The organism is Clostridioides sp. LIBA-7678 (assembly GCF_056716065.1).
Map to the genome: position 1 here is coordinate 4005854 of NZ_CP196987.1, position 25786 is coordinate 4031639.

General features: G+C 28.9%; 22 protein-coding genes and 1 riboswitch. Of the genes, 1 reads left to right on the top strand and 21 read right to left on the bottom strand.

Translation table 11 applies throughout. The features are described 5' to 3' along the window. Nucleotides 1–32 precede the first annotated feature (32 nt). From spoVT to purR, 19 genes are all read right to left on the bottom strand, one after another. Entirely contained in the window at nucleotides 33–572 is a 540-nt protein-coding gene (spoVT, locus tag ACTG46_RS18495; RefSeq protein ID WP_054271936.1) for a stage V sporulation protein T, read from the bottom strand. A 123-nt stretch (nucleotides 573–695) separates the two neighbouring features. Then, nucleotides 696–1691, bottom strand: coding sequence for a peptidylprolyl isomerase (locus ACTG46_RS18500; protein ID WP_054271937.1), 996 nt, complete (start codon nucleotides 1689–1691; stop codon nucleotides 696–698). 30 nt (nucleotides 1692–1721) lie between these two features. Next, nucleotides 1722–5108, bottom strand: a complete 3387-nt coding sequence (mfd, locus tag ACTG46_RS18505; protein WP_479923373.1) for a transcription-repair coupling factor — start codon at nucleotides 5106–5108, stop codon at nucleotides 1722–1724. A 16-nt stretch (nucleotides 5109–5124) separates the two neighbouring features. Then, the gene (pth, locus tag ACTG46_RS18510; protein ID WP_021386404.1) at nucleotides 5125–5685 is read right to left on the bottom strand and encodes an aminoacyl-tRNA hydrolase; all 561 of its coding nucleotides are present in this window, start codon (nucleotides 5683–5685) and stop codon (nucleotides 5125–5127) included. Between the two features lie 13 nt (nucleotides 5686–5698). Continuing rightward, nucleotides 5699–6349: a prepilin peptidase gene (locus ACTG46_RS18515; RefSeq protein WP_479923374.1), complete on the bottom strand. Its 651-nt coding sequence runs from the start codon at nucleotides 6347–6349 to the stop codon at nucleotides 5699–5701. Nucleotides 6350–6452: 103 nt separating this feature from the next. Beyond that, nucleotides 6453–7235, bottom strand: a complete 783-nt coding sequence (locus ACTG46_RS18520; RefSeq protein WP_479923375.1) for a prepilin peptidase — start codon at nucleotides 7233–7235, stop codon at nucleotides 6453–6455. Then, the gene (locus tag ACTG46_RS18525; protein WP_054271941.1) at nucleotides 7216–8298 is read right to left on the bottom strand and encodes a type IV pilus twitching motility protein PilT; all 1083 of its coding nucleotides are present in this window, start codon (nucleotides 8296–8298) and stop codon (nucleotides 7216–7218) included. The genes ACTG46_RS18520 and ACTG46_RS18525 overlap by 20 nt, the downstream gene beginning before the upstream one ends. A gap of 104 nt (nucleotides 8299–8402) precedes the next feature. Next, nucleotides 8403–9941 (bottom strand): hypothetical protein, encoded by a 1539-nt coding sequence (locus ACTG46_RS18530; RefSeq protein WP_219673901.1) that lies wholly within the window; start codon nucleotides 9939–9941, stop codon nucleotides 8403–8405. A 20-nt stretch (nucleotides 9942–9961) separates the two neighbouring features. Continuing rightward, nucleotides 9962–10489 (bottom strand): prepilin-type N-terminal cleavage/methylation domain-containing protein, encoded by a 528-nt coding sequence (locus ACTG46_RS18535; protein WP_479923376.1) that lies wholly within the window; start codon nucleotides 10487–10489, stop codon nucleotides 9962–9964. Nucleotides 10490–10525: 36 nt separating this feature from the next. After that, nucleotides 10526–11095, bottom strand: a complete 570-nt coding sequence (locus ACTG46_RS18540; RefSeq protein WP_407964140.1) for a PulJ/GspJ family protein — start codon at nucleotides 11093–11095, stop codon at nucleotides 10526–10528. Between the two features lie 23 nt (nucleotides 11096–11118). Continuing rightward, complete coding sequence (gene pilO / locus ACTG46_RS18545; protein ID WP_054271945.1) at nucleotides 11119–12027, bottom strand: type 4a pilus biogenesis protein PilO; 909 nt, start codon at nucleotides 12025–12027, stop codon at nucleotides 11119–11121. After that, nucleotides 12020–13732, bottom strand: coding sequence for a PilN domain-containing protein (locus ACTG46_RS18550; protein ID WP_479923377.1), 1713 nt, complete (start codon nucleotides 13730–13732; stop codon nucleotides 12020–12022). The genes pilO and ACTG46_RS18550 overlap by 8 nt, the downstream gene beginning before the upstream one ends. Before the next feature lie 14 nt (nucleotides 13733–13746). Next, entirely contained in the window at nucleotides 13747–14955 is a 1209-nt protein-coding gene (locus tag ACTG46_RS18555; RefSeq protein WP_054271947.1) for a type II secretion system F family protein, read from the bottom strand. Between the two features lie 11 nt (nucleotides 14956–14966). Beyond that, nucleotides 14967–16643 (bottom strand): GspE/PulE family protein, encoded by a 1677-nt coding sequence (locus tag ACTG46_RS18560; protein ID WP_479923378.1) that lies wholly within the window; start codon nucleotides 16641–16643, stop codon nucleotides 14967–14969. Nucleotides 16644–16782: 139 nt separating this feature from the next. Then, entirely contained in the window at nucleotides 16783–17268 is a 486-nt protein-coding gene (locus ACTG46_RS18565; protein WP_479923379.1) for a type II secretion system protein, read from the bottom strand. A 159-nt stretch (nucleotides 17269–17427) separates the two neighbouring features. Continuing rightward, a riboswitch (cyclic di-GMP riboswitch) is annotated at nucleotides 17428–17513 on the bottom strand. 832 nt (nucleotides 17514–18345) lie between these two features. Continuing rightward, the gene (locus tag ACTG46_RS18570; protein ID WP_054271950.1) at nucleotides 18346–19296 is read right to left on the bottom strand and encodes a ribose-phosphate diphosphokinase; all 951 of its coding nucleotides are present in this window, start codon (nucleotides 19294–19296) and stop codon (nucleotides 18346–18348) included. Nucleotides 19297–19389: 93 nt separating this feature from the next. After that, complete coding sequence (gene glmU, locus ACTG46_RS18575) at nucleotides 19390–20769, bottom strand: bifunctional UDP-N-acetylglucosamine diphosphorylase/glucosamine-1-phosphate N-acetyltransferase GlmU (protein WP_054271951.1); 1380 nt, start codon at nucleotides 20767–20769, stop codon at nucleotides 19390–19392. Between the two features lie 211 nt (nucleotides 20770–20980). After that, nucleotides 20981–21259, bottom strand: coding sequence for a septation regulator SpoVG (gene spoVG, locus ACTG46_RS18580; protein ID WP_003421453.1), 279 nt, complete (start codon nucleotides 21257–21259; stop codon nucleotides 20981–20983). 155 nt (nucleotides 21260–21414) lie between these two features. Continuing rightward, nucleotides 21415–22296 (bottom strand): pur operon repressor, encoded by an 882-nt coding sequence (gene purR / locus ACTG46_RS18585; RefSeq protein ID WP_054271952.1) that lies wholly within the window; start codon nucleotides 22294–22296, stop codon nucleotides 21415–21417. Nucleotides 22297–22514: 218 nt separating this feature from the next. Between purR and murC the strand changes: the two genes are divergently transcribed. Beyond that, entirely contained in the window at nucleotides 22515–23867 is a 1353-nt protein-coding gene (gene murC, locus ACTG46_RS18590) for a UDP-N-acetylmuramate--L-alanine ligase (protein ID WP_054271953.1), read from the top strand. Nucleotides 23868–23923: 56 nt separating this feature from the next. Here murC and ACTG46_RS18595 read toward each other — a convergent pair whose 3' ends face one another. Further along, nucleotides 23924–24721 (bottom strand): hypothetical protein, encoded by a 798-nt coding sequence (locus tag ACTG46_RS18595; RefSeq protein WP_074180078.1) that lies wholly within the window; start codon nucleotides 24719–24721, stop codon nucleotides 23924–23926. Nucleotides 24722–24790: 69 nt separating this feature from the next. Continuing rightward, nucleotides 24791–25687 (bottom strand): cation diffusion facilitator family transporter, encoded by an 897-nt coding sequence (locus ACTG46_RS18600; protein WP_054271955.1) that lies wholly within the window; start codon nucleotides 25685–25687, stop codon nucleotides 24791–24793. Between the last annotated feature and the right edge of the window lie 99 nt (nucleotides 25688–25786).

Sequence of the window (25786 nt, forward strand, 5' to 3'; positions counted from 1 at the left end):
AGACCTTCATTTAAAAGGTCTTTATGATAAAATTATTGAACTTGTTTTCCTAAAAAGTTAGCAGCTATTTTTAAAGATTTTTCTTCACTCTCTGCAATTGTATCTTTATCTTTTGAAACGACTACAATTGAACCTATACAGTCTCCAGATGCACTAATTATAGGCATTATAACTTGACTAGTGTATTCTTTTTGGTCTTCTTTAAATAAAGGTAAAATATTTTTATCTTTTGAATATTTTACTGTTCTTTCACTTATTATTGCTTCTAACTCATCACTTATACTTTTGTCTTTATAATCTTTTTTAGGAAGTTTAGATACAGCTATTATAGAATCTAAGTCTGTTATCAATACACCATATCCTAGTACTTCAGCTAATGTTTCAGCATATTCTTGAGAGAATTCATTTAATTCCCCTATTGGAGAGTATTTTTTAAGTATGACTTCTCCATCTTTTGCTGTGAATATCTCTAAAGGGTCTCCTTCTCTAATTCTTAATGTCTTTCTTATCTCTTTTGGTATAACTACCCTTCCAAGATCATCTATTCTTCTAACTATGCCTGTTGCTTTCATATTTTTTAATCCCTCCATAAATTACTTTAAGTTTATTTTTACCATTGTTAAGAAAAATATACAAAAAAAGCTATATCTTATCTAGATATAGCTTTTTTAAGCATATTACTCTTTTTTTAGTTTTTAGATTGTGATTTTATCTATTACTTTTTCATCTTTTTCTACTTTAGCTTCTTTAGTTAATTTTTCTATTTGCTCTTGATACTTATTTTTTAATAATTGGTCTTTTATAGTTTCTTTTGCATCTTCAAATGAAGTTTGCTCATTTACTCTATCTGTTACTTTAATTATATGATATCCATATTGAGTTTCAACTAAATTAGATACTTCACCCTTTTTCATAGAAAAAGCAGCTTCTTCAAACTCAGCAACCATTTGACCTCTTGAGAAGAAACCTAATTTGCCACCATCACTTGCTGTAGAGTCTTGTGAATATTTTTTTGCTACTTTGGCAAAATCTTCACCTGATTTAACTTCTTTAAGAGCTTCTTCAGCCTTTTTCTTAGCTTCTGCTTTTTTATCATCTGAAAGTGGTTTGTTATTATCATCTACTGTTTTCAATAAAATATGAGAAGCTTCTACTTCATCTTTTTTAAATTCATCTTTATGTGAATCATAATATTTTTTCAGTTCTTCATCTGATATCTTAGTCTTTTTAGTAAAACTACTTTGATAATTTTGCATAGCTAAATCTTTCTCTTGTTGGTCTCTTAAAAATTCGTCATCTATTCCTAGTTTTTTAAGTTGTTCTTTATATTTTTCGTCTTTGCTCATAGCATCTTTTAAATCTTTAAAACTTTTCTCAACATCTTCTTTTTTAGGAAGTAAGTTATCTTTTTTAGCTTGAGAATATATTACTTCTGTAGTTATAAGTTGGTCAAGAATTAAATCCTTAAACTTATCCTTATATTTTACACCTTTTTCAACTTCCTTATCCCATATATCTTTTCCATAAGTTTGTTCCATAGAATCTTTATAAAGAGCTATAGTCTTTTTAAATTCATCTGATGATATCTTTGACCCTTCAACTGTCGCCACAGTTTCTCCTTTACTAGAACTACAGGCAGTCATAGATACTACCAAAATCATAGCTATTGCCAACGTTATTACTTTTTTCAAATTTAAAACATCCCTTCTTAAATTTACAAGTTATTTTGCCTTGCACATTTTTTCTAATAATTCTTCTAATTCTGTAACTATATTATAACCTATTTTCTGTTTAGTTCTATACTTTGTTATTGGAACTAATAATATTTCATCTTTTAATTGTCTTATTTTTTCTATTTTCAATATTTTACACAATGATTTTATATAAGCTATTGTAAGTAATGTCTGAACTGGTTTAGGTATATCAGAGAATCTGTCCTCAAGTTCTTCTTGTATATCCAGCATATCCTCTTTGTTTTCAATAGAAGCAATTTTTTTGTACATTTCAATTTTAATCAATTCATCTTTTATATAATTATCTGGAATGTATGCATTTACGCTTAAGTCTATTTCAACATCAATTTCTTCAACAATAGGCTCACCTTTAACCTTTTTAATTGCATCATTAAGCATTTTAACATACAAATCATAACCTATAACCGCCATATGACCATGTTGTTGAGAACCTAAAATATTTCCAGCTCCTCTTATTTCAAGGTCTCTCATTGCTATTTTAAAACCTGAACCAAACTCTGTAAACTCTCTGACAGCTTTTAATCGTTTCTCAGCTATTTCACTCAGAGTTTTGTCTTTTTCATATAAGAGATATGCATATCCTTGTCTTGAGCTTCTGCCAACCCTACCTCTTAATTGGTAAAGTTGAGCTAATCCCATTTTATCTGCATCATATATAATCATTGTATTTGCATTGGATATGTCCATACCTGTTTCGATTATTGTAGTACAAACTAGTACATCATAATCTTTATTTAAAAATCCTAGGATTATATTTTCTAATGATTTAGAAGTCATTCTTCCATGTGCAACAGCTACTCTAGCATCTGGTACGAGCTTTTGAATCATGCTTGCCATCTCTTCAATATGCTCAACTCTATTGTATACGAAAAATACCTGTCCACCTCTACTTAATTCTCTCTCTATTTCATCTTGAATTACACTTTCCTTACTCTCTGTAACATATGTTATTACAGGATGTCTTTCTTGTGGAGGTTCTTCTATAACACTCATATCTCTTATTCCACTTAGAGACATATGTAAGGTTCTTGGTATAGGAGTTGCTGAAAGTGTAAGTACATCTACTGTAGATTTAATTTTCTTTAAAGCTTCCTTATGTTTTACCCCAAATCTTTGCTCCTCATCAATAACTACAAGACCTAAGTTTGGTAAATTTATATCTTTTGATATTATTCTATGTGTCCCAATCAAAATATCTACTAATCCTTTTTTAGCATCTTCAATAATTTGTTTTTGTTGTTTTGGAGTTTTAAATCTGCTTAAAACTTCAACTCTTAAAGGATAATTTTCAAATCTTTCTTTAAATGTATTATAATGCTGTTGAGCTAATATGGTTGTTGGAACTAGCACAGCAACTTGCTTTTGGTCCATACAAGCTTTGAAAATACTTCTAATAGCTACCTCTGTTTTTCCATAACCAACATCTCCACATACAAGTCTGTCCATTACCTTACTTGATTCCATATCTTTTTTAGTCTCTTCTATTGCTTTTAATTGGTCTTCTGTCTCTTGATATGGAAACAACGATTCAAACTCTGCCTGCCAAGGTGTGTCTTTTGAGAACTTATATCCTTGTATTTTTTCACGTTTTGCATAAAGTTCAATTAAATCCTTTGTCATGTCCTCAATTTCTTTTTTGACTTTTGCTTTTGCCTTTGTCCATTCATTGGTTCCAAGCTTATTTAACTTAACTTTTTCTACCTCTGCACCGATATATTTCTGTACTTTATCCATTTGGTCTATTGGTACATATAGGTTATCTCCACCTTGATAAACTATTTTCATGTAATCTTTTTTAATAGCATTGACTGTAATCTGTTCAATCCCTGTGTATCTACCTACACCACTATTTTCATGTACTACATAATCACCAACACTTAAATCTAAAAAAGATTCGATTTTTTTCCCTTTTTTAGCTTTTTTATTACTCGTTTTAGATGCTCTTTTATAAACACCTATCATTTCATTATCTGTTATAACAGCAAACTTTATGGATTTATACTGGAAACCGCTGTTTATATGTGCAGGCACAATTATAATTTGAGAGGATTTAATCTCAAGGTCTCTATCTTTAGAAATAGTTGTTTCTAAGCCTTTATCCAACAAATCTTTACTCAACTTAGTTGCTCTTTCCAATGTATTTGTTGCTAAAATTATTTTGTATCCATTGTATTTCAGACGATTTAATTCTTCAGTTAACAAATCTACTTTTCCATTGAATGTAGGGACTTCTCTACTTTCAAAGTTGATTATAGATTTTATAGAAAAATTATTTATAGACTTTGGCAATAGTGAGTTTAAAACTACAGACTTGTCTTTTACTAGATATTCTAAGTCTGTATAATGATATAATAATTTTCCTTGGTTTTTAATAGCCAAGCCTCTTTCAAGATTAAGTTTATAATTTTCTCTAAACTCATTTATATAATTTTCACATCTCTCTTTAAGTCTTGTTATATCATTTATAAATACTATTGCATCATCTGCTAGATAAGTAAATATACTTTTGTTTTCTTCTGGATAAATATAATCTATATAGTTTTCTACTCCTTCAAAATAAGTCTTGCTTGATATATAGTCTATATTTTGAAATGTACCTTCATCAGTAATCTTAGTTGTTTCTTTTTTTAGTTTAACTAATGCATCTGTAGTTTTCTCTGGATAAATAAATTCTCTGGATGGGGTAATAGAAAACTGTTGTAATTTATCAATTGATTTTTGCGAATATACGTCAAAAGTTCGTATGGAATCTATCTCATCATCAAATAATTCCATACGAATTGGATTTGTATATTCAAGTGAAAATACATCTATAATTCCACCTCTTATACTAAATTGACCAAACCCCTCTATTTTTGAAACTCTTTCATATCCTAATGAAACTAGTTTTTCAGTTAATTTTTCTAAATCTAAGTTGTCTCCCACCTTATAATGAGATACACTATCAAGTAAAACTTGTTTTGGTATGTATTTTCTTAAAACTGCTTCAATAGAAGTTACTAATATTATTTTTTCTTTATTTGCCAGTTTTAATAATACCTTTAATTTTTTTGCCTCTTCGTTTCTGTCCTTTGCATCTAAGTGATAAAAATAAATATCTTGAAAGCCTAAATATTCAACTTTATCTTCAATATAAAAACTTAAATCTTCATATACTTTCTTAGCTTCTAAATCACTACTAGTTATAAAAATCATTTGTCGTGATAAATCATTAAATATAGAATAAGATATATGAGGTTTTTGTACTGGTAAAAGTCCATTAACTAATAATGAACCTTTTGTATTTTTTATACAGTTTATTATATCTTTATACTCTTTTGAATTTTGCAAAGGATATAAAAAAACATCATTCATTTAAATCTCCCTCTCACTATCCATTGTATTTGTTCATAGACATATCTATATTTTCTCTTATTATTGAGTCAATAGCACATGCTGCTTTTTCTAGTGCTTCATTTATATTATCAGATTCTTCTTTTCTAAATCTAGAAAGCACAAAGTCGGCTAAATCTTGCCCAATTGCTGGCTTAGATACACCTACTCTTACTCTTGGAAAATCATTTGAACCTAGGCATTTAGTTATAGACTTCATACCATTATGTGTTCCCCCACTTCCCTTTTTTCTTATACGTATTTTTCCAACCTCTAAGTCTATATCATCGTATACTACTACTATATTACTTAAATCAACCTTATAATATTTATATATATCTATTAATGTTTCTCCACTTAAATTCATATAAGTTTGTGGTTTTACTAATAATACTTTTTCAGTACCTACTCTACCTTCACCAATTAAAGCTTTATGCTTTATTTTAGTGACACTAATGTTGTATTCTTTTGCAAGAATATCTATAACATCAAATCCAACGTTATGTCTAGTCTTCTCATATTTCTTTCCTGGATTACCTAACCCTACTACTACGTACATTTCTTACCTCCTGTTATATAAATTTGTATAACAAACTATAATAAAAATCAAATATATTATACTCTGTAAATATTATTATAATTGTTGATAAGGAAATAAAAGGTGTAAAAGGAATCTGCCTTTTTATGTTTATACCTTTAAATATTTTAGTTATGTATAAAACAACAAAAAACAAAAACGCTAAAATAAATGATAAAACTATCACATAAAAACCATAATTATTTCCCAATGCAAAGCAACATAAGCTATAGAGACCTACATCTCCATAGCCTAATCCTTTTGTTAATTTAGCAATAATATAAGGTATAACAAAGCCTATTGCTAGTCCAATTATATGATTTATATAGTCAAACTTAACAATATTGCAAAATACCAAAAAAATTATACCTTGAACTATTATACCACTAACTATTGTTATATCATATACATATATTGTGTAGTAATCTATAATGGATATAATTATTAGAAATGGAATTAATACCATATATTGTACACATTCTACACTAATTCCAAACTTTAGATATATTAATACAGATAAAACTACAGTTATTATGTAAATAAAAAACATATTATATAGATTTTTCTTTCCTCTAGCACAAAAAATATCTAGAGATTTATTTATCAAATGCGCAAAAAATAAGGAAATTATTATTATATACTCCATAGTCTACAGCACGTTAGTAATAGGGTTAATAATAATATTGTCCTTATTGAATACTTTAATTCATTTTTATAAAAATTAAAACTTGATTAAGTTTAACTATTTTCTACATAATCATAGAAAAATAAAGTTCAAGTAACTGTTTCCCACATAAGATTGTTATTAATGCTCCAATTGATATAAATGGACCATAAGGTATAACAGAATTGTATTTCTTTCTCTTTATCTTACTTAAGATTATCACACAAATTCCATATACTGCACCTACATAAACGCTTAGTAGGGCAGTCAAAAGACCATTTTTAACACCCATATAAAGACCTATCATTGCAAATAGTTTAATATCTCCTCCACCCATACACTCTTTTTTTACTATAAATTCAATAAGAAGCACAATAAGCCAAACGCTTCCTCCACAGATAAAAGCTCCTATAATGGAATTCTTAATTGGTATTTCTTTAAAAATGAGATTAAAAATTATAGCAAATATAGCTCCAAAAATCAGTATTCTATCTGGTATTATAAAGTGGTCAATATCTATAAATGTTATTATAATCAGTAAAGACACAAGAACTAAATAATAAATGGCTGTTGTAGATATTCCATATATCATAAACACTGTTAAAAATAAAATTCCTGTAATTAATTCTACTAGAGCATATCTACTAGAGATTTTCTCACAACAATATCTACATTTTCTACCACTTATTAAATAGCTTAGTACTGGTATCAAGTCTATAGGCTTTAATCTAGTGTTACAACTCATACAATGGGATGGAGGTCTAGAAATAGATATACCTTCTGGAATCCTAAAAATGCAAACATTAAAGAAACTTCCAAATACTAGTCCAACTATAAATACATATAAATTAACGATTATAATGTCCATTATAATTTACTCCACCTATCATCCTTGTCATAAACTCTTGGTCAGTACATCTACTAAGTGCCATATCTTTTGTAATCTTTCCGTTTTTATAAAGTTCCATTAAATCTTGGTCCATAGTCTTCATACCTGCTTTAACCCCAGTCTGTATCATGTTTGGAATCTGATATGTTTTTCCTTCTCTTATTAAGTTTTTTATTGCTGGAGTAGCAAACATCAATTCAATAGCAGCTATTCTACCTTTTCCATCAGCTGTAGGAAGTAATTGTTGTGACACTACCCCTTCACAAACTGTAGATAACTGAGTCTTTATTTGTTGCTGTTGAGATGGTTGGAACATATCAACTATTCTATCTATTGTCTTAGCTGCTCCAACTGTATGTAGTGTTGAAAATACCAAATGCCCTGTTTCTGCTGCTGTTAATGCTATTGATACAGTCTCAGGGTCTCTCATCTCTCCTATTAGTATTACATCTGGGTCTTGACGCAAGATAGCTCTAAGAGCTGAGTGAAAACTTTCTGTATCAGTTCCTACTTCTCTTTGATTTACCAAGCTTTGTTTATGATGATGTACATATTCTATTGGGTCCTCAAGTGTAATTATATGTTTTTGCTGTGTTTCATTTATTATATTTATCATACTTGCAAGTGTTGTACTTTTACCACTTCCTGTTGGACCTGTAACTAAAACTAATCCTTTATGCCTTTCAGTAAATGACCTTATATTTTCTGGAAGACCTAATTTCTCAAAAGTTGGTATCTCTGCTGTTATAGTTCTTATTGCTATTGCGTAATCGCCTTTTTGTCTATATGAGTTTACCCTAAATCTTTCACCTGTTTTTAGAGAAGCTGAAAAATCAGCTTCTCCATGTTCTTCTATTACTTTAAACATAGATTCCCCTGCTATGTCTTTTGCCATTTGCATTGTTATTTCTGGTGTAAGTATCTGCTCACTTAGCTTTACAAATCCACCTTTTACTCTAGCTACAGGATTCGTTCCAACCGTTATGTGTATGTCTGATGCGTTCAGTCTTATACCTTGCTCCAATAAATCATAAATATACATAATATTTAATCTCCATATCTTTTATTAGTTTACTTATTTTTTAGTAATAAATATACAAAGTTAATTTATTACTTATTCGTTTATACTAAGTTGTATTTTTGTGTTTAGTTTACCTTTTTGTATGAACTTATGTCATGGCTAATTGAAATTTTGTCTTTTATATCATAATTATCTAATATATTTGAATCTACATTTATATTAAATTTAACTTTAGCCTCAACTTCATATTTTGAATTTGAGTTTTCTTCAACACCTAATCCGAGAATTTTTTCTTGTCCTTCTTTAATTTCTACCTCTTTTATTCCGTCTTCATCCCCAGTTACTATCAAACTCAATTCTGACCCTGAGCCATTTTCTTTTAATTCTGGCCAACCTTCTTTTGTCATATCATAGTCAGCTTTGTAAAAAGGTATTTTTATAGTAGTGTCTTCTGTTTTATCAACTTCTTGAGGTTTTAATTCTTTCAGTCTGCACTTTATTTCTGCTAAAAGATCATTTTGTATATAATTGAAGTTTGTTATCAAAGCCATATTGTCATATCTAACTGGTATCTTCTCATAAGACATACTTTTTAACTGATTACATTGTTCTGATATCTCATATAATAAATCTTTATATTCTAGAAAAGCTTCTGCCGTATTTTTATTACCATTAGATATATTATCACTTAACTGTTCAAATTTTCTTACATTATTTCTCAAATGAACTCTTAAGGAATTAAATCCTTCAGTTTGATTTGGTAAATCTTTCAATAATACTTCTAATTTCTCCCATGTATCCTTCCAATTATATTTCTTACTATTCATTATAGAACTTTGTATTAAGTCATAATATTGTTGAGAATTTGGAATTCCATCAGATACCTCTACTTTTGGGTCATCAATATGAAATGTATGTCTATACTCAATCATATTTTGCATTGCCAAGGAAATATTATCTAGTGCCTTATAAGTGTATGAAAATGTAGGATTTAATTGTTCTTTTTCAACTTTCCCTTCATCTAAGAACATTTTTAAAATAATATCATTATTTATTAACTTTGTTTCAGTAATCGTAGTTGAATTTATATCTCCATCCAAAACACTTTCACTTATTTTATTTATATCTCCAGAAGTATAATTCTTCAAGATTGCTAATATAGAATCTCTATGTGATAGAATATTTATATTTACTTCTTCAAAATCTCTATCATCAAGTATATTTAAATCCTGTAATTTTTTTAACTCTATACTAGCTTTTTCTAAATCTGAAGAAGCCTTACTTAAATAAGACTTTACATTATTCATATAACCTAATCTTTCTTTTGGAAGATTTTCATCATCTTGATTATTAATATCTGTCTCTGATATATTCCTTAATGTTGACCTAGATATAGATTTTTCTTTATTTTCATTTTTAAACTCATTATCTATTTTTTCAAGCTCATCATATAATTTTGTATATGTTTTATCAATACTATTTTCCACACATGTTTCTGCCAAATACTTTGCTTGTATACCCTCATTAGTAGTCTTTGTAGATTTTATTCTATTAGCTATCTGATTTGAAAATGTCAATCCCACAATAGAAAGCAATGCCACCACTACCAAAACTAAAACTAAAGCTGCCCCTCTTTCACTTTTAGATTTATTCCACTTCCTCAAAATCTCACCCCCAAGTAAAATTATTTATCTTTAAATATTTCAGTTACAATTTTAACTTCTTTTTTACTTGAATAGTCATTCATACTTTTTCCAATTGCAGTTATTTTATATATTTGACCATTTTTATCTTCTACAGTAATCTTTATCTTATTTGCAATACTTTCTTTGTCAATTAAATCTCCATTTTTATCTTTTATAGTTGTAATCTTTTCGTATGGAGTATCATATAGACTCACATCATCCTTACTAAGTGCCTTATCATACACTACTTTTTTTGACTTATCTATTAGTTTTTCATACACAACATTCCCATCTTCTTGTTTATCTAAACTATCAAAATCAAATTCTCCACTCTTTATTTTTCCCCTCAGATTTTCTATTTCACTTTGAACATAGTTTAAGGAACTTATATCTGTGTCATTTTTAGTGTTAGCTTTGTTATTAGTATTGATAATGTTAAAAAATGCAAATAGTATAATTCCCATAATAGCCAGGGCTACCAGCACTTCAATTAAGGAAAATCCTTTTTCATTACTCTTTTTACCCATATTTTATCAACCTACTTATTTTTAAATAAATTCTTATTACCCAATTCTAGACATAACATCAAATGTATAAGTCTTATTGTTTAAATCACTGTCTTTCTGACTTTCTTGTGTTGATTCATTATAGTATATACTTACAGTATAAATAGATTTATCAGTTTGCTTCTCTATTTTAAATGGTGTTTCCTTCATTTCTTTATTATTTTGAACTAGTGGTTGATTAGAGATTATTTCTTCTCTAACTGCATTATCAGCATCAGAAGTATTTTCTTGAATTCTCGTTACAGAATATACTCCTGTATTATTTTTGGTTTCTATAGAAACTTCATACCTTACAATATTATCTGGTGTCTCTATATTATATTCATAATTATCACCTGAGCTAGCTTTGGTTACCTCTTTACAGTTTTCCAAATCCCTATTTAGATACTTATTAATCAAATTAACATTTACTTGAGCATCTGTAATGATTTGTTGTTTCTTTACTGCTAATGTTATACCATTAAACACTTTATAAGAAATACTTAAAACTATAGTCAATATAAATACAGCTATGATTATTTCTAATAAGGTAAGACCTTTTTCATTATTTTTGTACAAGTTTATCACCTATCTTTAAAGCCCATTTAGCTTTATTTTGCACTAGACTTAAATGGATTATATTTTCCTGGTCTCCATGAAGATGGATTATCTGTATCAAGTATCATAGTAGTATTATCCTTAGTGTACATTATAAATTTGAATGTAGCATCCACTACACCTTCTGCTTCTGGAGCTACAACTTCTTTTTGTATTTCTTTCTCTGTAGCTGCTCTAAGTACACAAGTATTACATAGATAACTAGTAGACCTATCTAAAAGCTTATCATTTTTTAGAATTTCTCCTTCTTTTATCAATGGACAATCATTATATAAGTGCCATCTATCTTCGCCTTCTACCCAATATATTTTTGTATCTTTATTTATGTTCACATTTTTAATTAAATCCTTACTAGTTGTCGTTTCTTTTTCTTCTTTTTCTGGCTCTATATATGAAGTCATTGTATAATCTAATATCTGAGTAACATTTTTTTGTTCTTCTAAGTAAGCCATTAATTTCTTGACGTTTCTATAATCACCTCTAACACTTATTGTTGTTGATATACCATAAAAATGTTCATATTCTCTAACGTTTCCAACATCGTAACTAGTTAAGTCTATATTGTATGCTTTCATTTTTTTGTCTAGACCTATTAAAAAAAGACCGTCTTGCATATCATATAAAAGGTTTTTACTTTTTTCTTTAAGTTCACTTTCAATTTCCTTAAGTTGTTTTTCATATTTTGGCATAAGAGCTGTTTTCTCTTTATACGTATTTAATTTTTCTGTAGATTGTTTTACAGAATTTTTTGTAGCAACATATTTTTGGTATTGAGGATAAAGCCCAAAGTAGCCATATGATAAAATAGCTAATAAAATTATGACTTTTATAAGAATTCCTTTTAGAGTAACTTCCACTTTGAATATATCTTTTATATCTTTTTTAAATATATCTTTATTCATTAGTTAATACACCTTCTTTCAGGTATAATGTCATGTTAAATGTATAATTAGAATCTTCTTCATTATTTTTTATGCTATGTAATTTAACATCCTCAAAATAATACAATCCCTTTAGTTTATATAAAAATTGACCTACATAAGAAGAATCTTTAGCATTTCCTTCTATGTTTATGATATTTGGTATCTTGTCATATAATGGTGTCTTATCATCCTTCTCTGTATCTGTATCATTAGTTTCACTATCCCCAGTTAATGCTTCTGATATATTTGTAGTCTTCTCTTCACTTAAATCACTACTAGTTTTATTTCCATCACTATTGCTTTTTGTGTTTGATTTTGTTTCATTATTACTTGATTTATTTGTAGTAGCTTTATCATTATTTGAGTTTTCAGTTTTATTAGTAGTGCCAAGATTTTGATAAGTAGTTGATAAACTTGTTAGCTCAACTCTACTTGGAGTATTTTTATCTATATCATCCAATAAATTTTCCCACTTCACCTTTTTCCCAATTAACATATCATATACTTTTATTTCTTCAGTTTTGCTTTGTATCATCTTTTCTATATTTCCAATCTGATAATATGCAGATTCAATACTTCTTATTTCATCATTAACATTTTCAAGCTCTTTATTAGCTAAGCTATTTGAAAAAATCAAACATAAATATGGAATAGCAAGAACTAAAATAACTATTGGTGCTATTTTTAGCATGTTTTTCACTTGCTTGGCTTTCATCTGTTTTTTGAGTATATCCATTGGTAAAAAGTTTATATTTTCAAAATCCTTTTTACCTTTAGGTTCTATCATACTTCCTAGAAGCTCTACAATTGAATTTATATCATCTTCATCTATATCTCCAGTTATCATATCAGATATATCCATTATTTCAGTAAGACCTTGAGAAACATAATTTGAAAATGCAGAACTAAAAGCCTCATAAATCAATTTATTTGAATATCTTTTTCCTAATATTAATATGGTATCTGTAACCTTACCAAAGTTTCTTGACGAATAGTAATTCATAAGACCTTTTGATTCTTCTACTACATTTAATAATTGCATTTCCATATCTTTTGCAGTTATTCTTATCGGTATATTATCACTAATAAATAAAGTATCTTTCTTATATATATTTATAATTGTACTATTGTCACTTATGTTAGTTACCATTATATCGTTGTAATCCAAATTTTTAAGAATTCTTAAATAAGCAGTTGATAATGTGTCTATTCTATCCAATATTAAATCGAACTCATGCATTATCTCTACAATTGCATTTATTTCTTCCTTTTTTATAGCTCCAATGATAAGATTTAGACTTGACTCCTCACCAGTTGAACTATCTGATGTTTCACTAGATACTTCATATGAAAACACATATTCATCTGATTCCAAAGCCATCATCTCATCCATTTCTAGCTTCATAAATCCATCTAAATCCTTTTTATCCATCTTAGGGAGTTTTTGGGGTTTTAGAATTACATCTCTTGTATTTAAACAAAAAACTACATGTCTTGATTTTAACTTAATATTTTCTAATGCGTATCTCAATAGAGCATACTTTTCCTTAGAAAAATCTTGTGCAATATCCTCTATTGAAAACGCATTAAAATTTTTTATATAAAACTTATCTTTATCATGTTTATATCTGCCCTCAACTATGGAAATAGAATCGCCATAATATGATACATAAACCTTGTTCATTTGTCCTTTCCCTCCTACATAGCATCATATATACTAAGCATTGGCATAAATATTGATACAACCAGTACCGCAACTATAATACCAACTGCAATTATTAAAACAGGTTCTATCATTGATGCCATCCTATTTAAATAAATTTCGGATTCATACTCATAGAATTCGGCCATCTGTCTGCTTATATTCTCTAACTCCCCTGTCTGCTCTCCTATAGCTATCATCTGCACTAATACAGAATCAAAATAGGTATATCTCTCTAAGTTTTCTGCTAAGCCCTCACCTCTTGTTATTCCATCTTTAGCTGATGACAAAATCTTTTCTGCCATGGTATTATTTACACTATCTATAATATAATCAAGTCCCTGAACTAATGGGTACCCTGTTGATACAAATAGATACAATGCTCTTGAAAAACGTGTAGCTACCATACAGTTTATTCCTTTTCCTAAAATAGGTATCTTATTTATGACTCTATCTTTATGTGCTCTACCAATTGGTGTTTTTAAATATTTCTTAAATTGGTAAATGGACAGTATAATAGCTAGAAGTACTATTATCCAAAACTTCTTCATAAACATACCAAACCCCATAACAATTCTTGTTATAAGGGGAAGGGTTGCACCTACTGTTGTAATTGAATTAACCATCTTAGGCACCATAAATGCTGTAAATATAAAAATCATTATAAATGAAGAAATTAAAACTATTAATGGATATGTTGCTGCATTTCTAAGCTTTTGCTTAATTCTATGTTCACTTGAGTAAAATGAAGCCATACTTTTTAGTACTTCATCTAATTTACCTGTGGCCTCACCTGTAGCTACCATAGCTCCAAGTAATTTTGGAAACTTTGATTTTGATGAAAGCATTGAATCTGCAATAGTAGAACCTATTTTTATTTCTGCCACTATACGATTAATTTCTTCTCTCAAGGTAACATTAGTTGACCTTCTGGCTAATGTTTCTAGGCCTGAGATACTATTTATACCCGAAGATACTATAATAGCAAACTGTCTACAAAAGTGGCTTATCTGGTCAGCTCCTAAGTCTTTTTTTCTCTTTCTACTAAAGACACTTATATTTTTACTTTTACTTTCTTTAATTTCGAGAACTCTAAGATTTCTTTTTCTAAGTAGATTTCTAGCTTCATTAAAATCATTAGCTTCAATCACATCAGTTTGCTTTTTTCCATCCTCTTTTATCACTGTATACTTAAAACTTTTCATAATATCATCCTTTAATCAGTCATCAAAATTATTCTAATCATTTCTTCTACTGTTGTCTTTCCATTTAAAACCTTTTTAACTATATCCTCTTTTAGACTAATCATACCTTGTTGTCTAGCTACCTTTAAAATTTCTCTTTGATTGGCAGATGAATCTATTAACTCTTTTATTTCTGGTGTTATTTCAAGCATTTCAAATATACCTAGACGCCCCTTATATCCCGTATTATTGCATCTTTCACATCCTTCTCCTTTATAAATAGTTACTGATTCATTTATATCAATACCAAGAGCCTTTTTTTCTCCAATATCTGCTTCATATGAAACCCTACAATGCTCACAAATTTTTCTTGTAAGTCTTTGAGATATTACCCCTAAAACGGATGAGGTTATCAAAAAACTTTCTACATCCATATCTAAAAGACGAGAAATTGCTCCAACTGCTGTATTTGCATGTAATGTGCTTAAAACTAAATGTCCTGTAAGAGAAGCTCTTATTGCTATTTCCGCAGTTTCAGTATCCCTTATCTCCCCAACCATTATTATATCTGGGTCTTGACGCATAAAAGCTCTAAGTCCACTGGCAAAGGTAAGACCTGCTTTTTCATTTATTTGAGATTGATTTACGCCAGGTAATTCATACTCTATAGGGTCTTCTATAGTTAGGAGGTTCCTATTTTCTGTATTTAATTGATTTAACATTGAATATAATGTAGTTGTCTTTCCACTTCCAGTAGGACCAACTACCAATATAAGCCCATAAGGAGTGTTTATCAACTCGTCATATATCTTAGAGCCATGTTCATCTATTCCTAGTACTTCTTTACTAACCATAAAATTACTCTTATCAAGAACCCTCATGGCTATCTTTTCATCCCTATTAGTTGGCATTGTAGAAACCCTAAAATCTATAGGTTTGTTATCTACTTTTAAATAAATTCTGCCATCTTGTGGGATTCTCTTTTCAGATATATTTATATCTGACATTATTTTGATACGACTTACTACTGCTTTGTATGGCGCTGAGTTCATTCTCATATATTCCCTTAGCATACCATCTATTCTAAATCTAACACGCATGTAATTTTCGCTTTGTTCTATATGTATATCACTTGCTTCCATTCTCACAGCATTTTCTAGTATGTTGTTTACTAATCTTACTATTGGAGCTGCGTTTACATCTTCTTCAAGTATTACTGTTTCTCTTACTCCACCAGTTCTATTCTTGTTGTACTCAGTCATTGCCTTATTTATTTCTGAATGAGCATAAGCATGACCTATTGCTTTGTTTATATCTTCTGCACTCGATATAAATATTTCTACATCTTTCCCTGACATACGTCTTACATCTTGAACTGCTTCTCTATCTTGTGGGTCTGACATGGCTAGACATATCTTGTCTCCATCGATTTTGAATGGAAATATCGTATATCTTTTACATATATTTTCTGGAACCATTTTTGTAGCTAATGTGTCTATTTCTGTTCCTTCTAAAAATACACTTTCTATATCCAAAAGTTCTTTTAATACACTTATTAATAAGTTACTATCTATAAGACCTTCTTGTACTAGAAATTCTCCTAGTCTTTTCCCACTGTTTTTTTGCTCTGATAATGCCCATTTAAGCTGGTCTTCTGTTATGTATCCTTTTTCAACCAGTTTGTCTCCTATTCTAACTTTTTTAGCCACAGATTTCACTCCTTTACTATCTCAATTATATCATCATTTGTGATTGGATATTAAAGAAAATAGTATAAAAAGACAGGAAGATTTTTCTTCCTGTCTTTTAAATTCTATTAATTTGAAACTAGTATATTTTCCTACTTAATTATAAATTTGTATTATCAATAAGAACTAGATATATTGGAATATTTTTCACACCAGCTTTTTCTGCAGCATTTAACGCTGTTGTAAGTTTTGAATCTGTAAATATTTTATCTTCACCTATGTCACTTATTAATTTGTCCATTTGTGCTTTTGTTAATGTAACATCATCTATTTTTAGTGCCAATTTATTTCCAGTTACAGTAAGCTCATAACTACCTCCTATATCTGCTTTAGTTGGTATAGATTCCATATATGATCCAAATACATCTAATTTACTTGCATTTACAGGTAGTTTATTCTCATCTGAATAATAAGACAATGCTGCACTCTTAACTGAACTATAATCAGACTCAACACTTGCTACCTTAGCCTTATTTATATTACTAAATAAAGCTGGAACTGCTACTACTGCTAATATACCTATAATTGCAATTACTACCAATAATTCCACCAAAGTGAAACCTTTTTTATTCTTTCTTAACTTCATTTTTATTCCCCCTCAATTTTTTTAATTAATACTTACTTATAATATACCTGGTTAAAATCTAAGTAAAGTTATTTACACGTACTAACCAGATTTATTTCTAGCATATAACCATCTTAAAACAAAAAATGCTATGAAAATAAAAGTATCCATAAATAAATACAATTCCATAGCCGGTTGCACCACTAACTCCATATGTCCCAAGGTGCCCAAATCACAGAACATATATCAGCGTTTCTATTTTTATTAAATTCAGGGTAATGCATAATTATATATACATATCCACTTATATTATATAATAGTTACCAAATTTTATCAACTAAGTTTATATTATTTATATATACCAATTTTTTACATATTGAAACACAATTTCTAGAAATATTTAGACTATACAAAAAAAGAAACATCTCCCTACAATTATCATATATCGTAAGGAGATATTTATAAATTATCATTTAGTTTTATCATCGTCATTTCCATCCTTTGCTAATATTTATTTGAAAGCTAGAAGCTATTACAATATAGTATTTTATTAAAATCATCTATTATAAACATTCTATCTCTTTTAATTATGATTCAGCCACAATCACTATATAAACGAAATTCTTCATTTACAGATATGCTTATTGTGCAAAATTACTTTCTTTACAGTAACTTTATATAATCCAGAACCCTCTCACAAACATTAAAGATATAGAATAGATACTATTTTCAATTCTTATAAATAAACTTTCAATAGATTTTTTTATTCCTTATAGATTGTGACTGAATCATTTAATTATTAAGGGTTCATCTTCTGACCTTCCCATTGGAAACACCTCTTTCTTTATTTATATTTACATAATACTACATAATCTAAAATTTTTCAATACTTTTTCTAAATATTTTTTATATTCATAATATTCATAATTTTATTTACTTTTTACACTTATTTTTACTTAAATACACTGAAGTTTTAAACTATAATCCTTTTCTAAAATTACATATACACATCTAAAATATTCCTATAAATTAAAATAACAAAAAAGAGTTGTCCAAAAGTTTTATATCCTTTTAAACAACTCTTATAAATCTAATAAATTAGAATAATTTACTTACTGATTCGTTAGAGAATATCATTCTTATAGCATCACCAAATAAAGGAGCTACAGTTTTTATCTTTATCTTATCAATTCTTTTCTCTTCAGGAAGTTGTATAGTATCAAGAACTATTAACTCACTTATCTCTGAATTAGAAATTCTTTCAATAGCTGGTCCTGATAATACACCATGAGTACAACAAGCATAAACATCTTTTGCACCAAATTCTTTAAGTGCATTTGCCGCATTAACTATTGTTCCTGCTGTATCTATCATGTCATCTAATAGTATAACATTTTTACCTTTAACGTCACCTATTAAGTTCATAACTTCACATACATTAGCTTTTGGTCTTCTCTTATCTATTATAGCTATTGGTACTTCTCCATTTAAAGTATTAGCAAATTTTCTTGATCTAGTAACACTTCCTAAATCAGGAGATACTACTACTAAATCTTCTATTTTCTTTTCATTGAAGTAATCTGCTAATATTGTTCCACCTAATAAGTGGTCTAGTGGTATATCAAAGTATCCTTGTATTTGAGCTGCATGTAAATCCATTGTTAATACTCTGTCTGCTCCAGCAGCAGTTATTAAGTTTGCAACTAATTTAGCAGTGATTGGATCTCTTGCCTTAGCTTTTCTGTCTTGTCTTGCATATCCATAGTAAGGAATAACTGCTGTTATTCTTCCTGCTGATGCTCTCTTTAATGCATCAATTAAGATTAATAACTCCATTAAGTTATCATTTACTGGACTGTTAGTAGATTGTACTACAAACACATCACAACCTCTTACTGTCTCATTCATGTTTACACATATTTCACCATCACTGAATGTACCTACTTCACAGTCTAGCACTGATACACCTATATAGTCAGCTATCTTCTGCGCTAACTCTTTCGATGAATTACCTGCAATAATTTTAATCTCGCTTCCGCTAGTATTCATTTATGTAACCCTCCTGAAAATTTTAAAATCCTAGTGAATATAATTTATAATAATTTCGAGCTAAATTTATTAGCCAAAATAATAAACTAATGATTACTTACCTTCTGCATCTTTTTGATTCTTCTTTTCTACCCAGCCTTCTTTAATAACTTGTCTTTCTCTAGCTATTGCCAAAGCTCCATCTGGAACATCATGTGTTATTGTTGAACCAGTTGCTATATATCCTTTTTCTTCTACAACTACTGGTGCAACTAGGTTAGAATTTGAACCTATAAATGCATTATCTTTTACTATTGATTTAAATTTATTTTTACCATCATAGTTTACAAAGACTACTCCACATCCAATGTTTACATTTTTACCAACATGTGCGTCTCCTATGTAAGAAAGATGAGATGCCTTTGAACCATCTTCTATAACAGCATTTTTTACTTCAACAAAATCGCCTATTTTTACATTGTTTCCTAAGTTACTCTTTGGTCTTAGATATGCATATGGACCAATAGTAGTATTTTCTCCAACTTTACTATCAATTATAGTTGAATTTTTTACTTCTGTACCATCACCTATTTCTGAATTTGTTATAGATGAATTTGTCCCAATTATACAATCTGAACCTATCTTTGTTTTCCCTTGTAACATAACTCCTGGATATATTATAGTATCATTACCTATCTCAACATCAGATTCTATATAGGTAGAGTTAGTGTTTATTATAGTCACTCCATTTACCATATGAGATTCATTTATTCTTCTTCTCATAATCTCTTCTGCTTTTGATAATTCTACTCTTGAATTAACACCCATAAGCTCTTCAATAGTTGAACCTGCAAATGCACCAACTTTAAGACCTTTATCTCTCATTATTTTAGCAGTATCAGTTAAATAATATTCGCCTTGTGCATTGTTATTATTTAACAAATCTAATGCTTCTCTAAGACTCTTACCATTAAAACAATAAATTCCAGAGTTTATCTCACTTATCATTTTTTCTTCTGAATTTGCATCTTTTTGTTCCACTATTCTAAGAAGGTCACCCTTCTTATCTCTTATTATTCTACCATAACCTGTTGGATTTCCAACTCTTGTTGTAAGAACTGTGGCATGATATTTATTTTCTATATGATATTCAAATAATTTTTTTAATGTCTCTTCCTTTATAAGTGGAGTATCTCCACAAAGTACAACTATTATATCTTCATCATTAATATATTCTTTAGCCATCTTTACAGCATGTCCTGTTCCAAGCTGTTCTGTTTGCATAGCTATTATAGTTTCTTCTGCTAGTTTTTCTTTTACTACCTCAGCTTCATGTCCCAAAATCACAACAGTATCTTTTACACCAGATTTTTTTGAAACATCTATAATATGGTTGACCATTTCTTTTCCACATACTTTATGAATAACTTTTGGGTATTTAGACTTCATTCTTGTTCCTTTGCCTGCGGCAAGGATTATAGCTTTAAAGTTCATTGATACACTCCATTCAATCAATTTAATTTTATTCGTATTATTCTCTCAATCAATATACATTATAATACATTTATTTGACAATTTGTATACAACATATACATTATCACTAATAATATAGCACTTTTTTACTAAAAAGTACATATTTTAATACAAATTCTCCATTTAAAAAGAGCCTAAATGTTCGGGCTCTCTCCATTTTATATATTTATTATTATTCAGCAGCTACTTCCCATTGAACTAATGCTTCATGATACGCTTGTAAAACTGCATCTTCTAAAACTTGTCTCATTTCTGCATTTATTGGATGAGCTATATCTCTGAAATTTCCTTCGCCTACTTTTCTGCTAGGCATTGCTATAAATAGGCCATTATGGCCTTCTATAACTTTTATATCATGTACTACAAACAAATTATCGAAAGTTATTGAAACTATACATTTCATCTTACCTTCTTCTGTTAATTTTCTTACTCTTACGTCAGTTATCTTCATACCAAAATATCCCCCTTTGATTTTGACAGAAATTAATTTATATTAAAATTATTATCGCTGGAATAAATTAATATAAACTGTTTTTTAAGTAATTCTATGAACAACTAGGGATATCCTCTTTTTATTTTTACATATTTTTCTAAATATTTTTTTTATTAATCTTCATCTATCTCAAATTCAAATTCTGAATCTTCTTCCTCATCTAAATCTTCATTTCTATATTCATCTTTAAAAGTCTTTAAATTTGGCTCTACTACTATTTTATCTCCATCGACATCCAACTGAATTAATGAGATATAATCTTTTACCATCTTTTCTGAAGGGTTTGTTGTAGATATGAATACTCCAGTACCTATAACTTCTGCACCAAATTCATTCATAAGGTCTACCATTCCTTTTATAGTACCTCCACCCCTCATGAAATCATCTATAATTATAACCTTACTGTCTGGCTTAAGGGCTTTTCTTGGCAAACTCATACTCTCAACCTTAGAGCTTCTATTACCACTCACATATGTCATACTAAGAGTAGGACCTTCTGATACTTTTATATCTTTTCTTATTATTACTAGAGGCAAATTCATAGCTTTAGCAGTCATAAGTGCCATAGGTATACCTTTTGTCTCCATTGTTACAACATAATCTGCATCTACATAATCAATATTTGAGGCAAATATCTTTCCTATTTTAGCAGCTATTGTAGGGTCATAAATTAAATCAATCAAGTATAAAAAACCACCAGATAATATTCTAGACTTGTCGCATATTTTCTCACATAATTCCATTAAGAACTCTGCATTTTCTGCTATAGAAGTTTTAGGTATATATTTTACTCCTCCTGCTGCTCCTGAGATAGTTATAACTTTACCTAAATGAAGTTTTTCAAATACATTCTTTACAACTAATAAATCTTCACTTATTGTTGATTTTGCTGCATTAAATTGATTTGTAAAATAACTTAATGTATATATTTTATTTGGATTGTCAGATAGTATTTTAACTATCGCTCCAATTCTCTCTGTTCTTTTAAATTTCATTGCTATTTCCTCCTACAAGTACCTTTATATAACGTTAAACTAACTAATGCATAACAATTCTTATTGTGGTATAATATTACTTATGTTTTATTATATTCAAAAATAAAATACATATAATATTATATGCATATTAATTATAAAATATTGAACATTATATTATTATACCACAAAAATAGTTCATATTGTAGGACTTAATTAAAAAGAAAGGTGGTTTTATTATGAATATACACTTTATAGGAATTGGTGGTATCAGCATGAGTGCATTAGCTGAAATATGTATCAATAAAGGTTACCAAGTTTCAGGTTCGGATTCAAACGAATCATACCTATTAGACAAACTTAGAGACCAAGGGGCAACTATCTATATCGGTCAGAAAAAAGAGAACATATCAGATAATGTAAATATGGTTGTTTATACAGCAGCAGTTCATCCAGACAATGAAGAACTTATAGCTGCTAAAGAAAAAAATAAATTAGTAATGAACAGGGCTACTTTTTTAGGCCAAATCATGAGGGAATATAAGAACTCTATAGCAGTTTCTGGAACACATGGAAAGACTTCTACAACATCTATGTTATCTACAATCTTTGAATATGCAGATTTAGACCCAACTATACTAGTTGGTGGTAACTTAAGTATGATAGGTGGTAATGTTAAGATAGGTAATTCTGACCACTTTATAACTGAAGCATGTGAATATGTAGATAGCTTCCTTAATTTTAACCCTAAAATATCTATAGTCTTAAATGTTGAGGAAGACCATCTTGATTATTTCTCTGGTATAGATGAAATCAAGGCTTCTTTTAACAAATTTGGTAAGCTATTACCTCCAGATGGCTATTTCATAATAAATGGTGATGATGAGAATGTTGATGACATATTGTACGATGTTAAGGCTACTATTATAAAATACGGTAGAGACTCTGATAATGATGCTGTAATAAAAGATATTCACTTTGACAATGGTGGTCATGGAATATTTAAAATAGAATATCAAGGAAGAGACCTAGGAGAATTTGAACTTTCTGTATATGGTCTTCATAATATATACAACGCATCTTCTGCTATAATGGCAGCTCTTGTTTCTGGTATTGATTTAGAGACTATAAGAAAAAATATAAAGATTTATAAAGGCGTAGGAAGAAGATTTGAGACTAAAGGATATTATAAAAATGCTTTAGTAATAGATGATTATGCACATCATCCAACTGAATTAAAAGCTACTTTAGCTGCTGCTAAAAAATTAAAAAAATCCACTTTATGGTGTATCTTCCAGCCACATACTTATACTAGAACAAAATCTCTTTTAGGTGAATTCTCAGAAGCATTCTATGCAGCTGATAAAGTTATAATAACAGATATATATGCTGCTAGAGAAAATGACCCAGGAGACATACATTCTAAAGACTTAGTTGAAAAGTTATATCAAAACAATGTAGATGCTATCTACATAAAAGAATTTGAAGATATAGTAAAATATTTACGTGAAAATGTTAATGATAATGATTTAGTAATAACTGCTGGTGCTGGTCCAATTTATAAAGTTGCAGACTTGTTGGTTGAAAAATAATATATAAAAAGTAATTTAGGCTATCAAATATCTCATTTGATAGCCTTCTTAAAATCTTATTTCTTTCCAATTTCAAATATCTCGTTTTTAAGGTAATCGAACAAACTTGTATGAACCTCATAGTAAGATACAGTTTTTTTAGAAGTGACTTTCACATAATCTTTTCCCATTGTTTCAACTTTTACAGCAAAATCATCACCTTTTATGTCTATAGTAAAGTTATATTCACTTCTTTCCTTACTTTTCTCAGGCTGAACTTTCCCTACAACCCTCTTTGAAATCATCTTATGTGCTAAATCATCGAACTTCCATCTATGAACTTTTTTAATTTCTTTTCCATGAGATATAGTCACTTCTTTCCAATCTTTATAGTGACTTAAGAGGTCAAATGAAGTATATATACTTTCATCTAAAAGCTTCTTAAAAGCACTCTTAGAATCAACTGGAACTTTATAATACTCTTCTTTGTTTACAGTATATACTCTAAAAAAGTTAAGGTCTGTAGAAAACTTAACACCATCATCAGAATAACCTTCGTAAACTGCTTCATAAGAAGATGTGGTATTTCTTACTTTCTTAAAATCTGAGAAAAAGAACTTTATCTCATCCCACATATCTTCTTCAATTTTTATGTTTTCTATATTCTTATCTGATATATAAATCTTCTTCTTCTCTTTTATTTGAGTCATTAAAGACCGAGTATCTTCTTCTTCTCTTTCTACTTTTTTTGGAACTTCACTTTTATCCTTTTCCATATTCAATCCTATTTTGAAGGATATAAAGTATATTATAAAGAAAACAACCACTCCTATTAATATCGCAGCTTTTTTCTTTAGTTTTCTTTTCTTACTCATTTAACCACCCCTAGAGTTTATAATCATAAAACAATTATATAACTTTTTACACTTTTTTTTAAGGTTTAATTATTTATTACACTTATTTCCTTGACAATTAGTACATGGTTCAACGTGAACCGTTATACCTTTTACAAATTCCATGTGTTTTATTATATGTTTTTCAAGTTTAGTAGCAATGTCATGACCTTGCTTAACTGTCAAGTTTTCATCAACACATATAGTCAAATCTACATATGCCATAGCTCCATGTTTTCTAGTCTTTATATCTCCTAGATTCTTAACGCCTTCTGTATCTGCTACAATATAGTTTAATTCTTTTATTTCTTCTTCATCAACTGAAACATCCATCAATTCATTAACAGAACTTATAAGTATATCTATTCCTACCTTAGCTACAAATATAGCCACTACAACTGATGCAATTGGGTCTAAAGGCTTAAAACCTAAAATAGAACCTCCTATCCCTATAAAAGCAGCTACTGAAGATAATGCATCTGACCTATGATGCCAAGCATCAGCTTTTAAGGCTGGAGAATTTATCTTTTTAGCAACTTTTATTGTTATTCTATATTGATACTCTTTTATCAAGATTGAAATAACTGATACAACTAATGGTAATATTGATGGAACACTTAGTGCATCTAAGTTAAATAAAGATTTAATTGCCTCTATACCTATTGTTATAGAAACAAATATAAGTAATATTGATAATACGAATGATACCAATGTTTCTGCTTTCTCATGCCCATAATTATGTTCTCTATCTCCTGGTCTAGAAGATACATAATTACCTATTAATACTCCTATCGAACTTATGATATCTGATGCTGAATGTAAACCATCTGCAATCATTGCACTAGAGTTACCAATAACCCCAGCTATCATCTTAATTATTGTTAATGCTATATTCCAAAGTATTGATTGTATAGTTATTTTATTTGCTTCCTCATACCTTGTTTCCACTTTTATTCCTCCTCCTAAAACGACTCTAATATTATATCAAAAACATACATCTGGATATAAATTAAACTTACTATTACATGCAAATGTATACTCTTTACT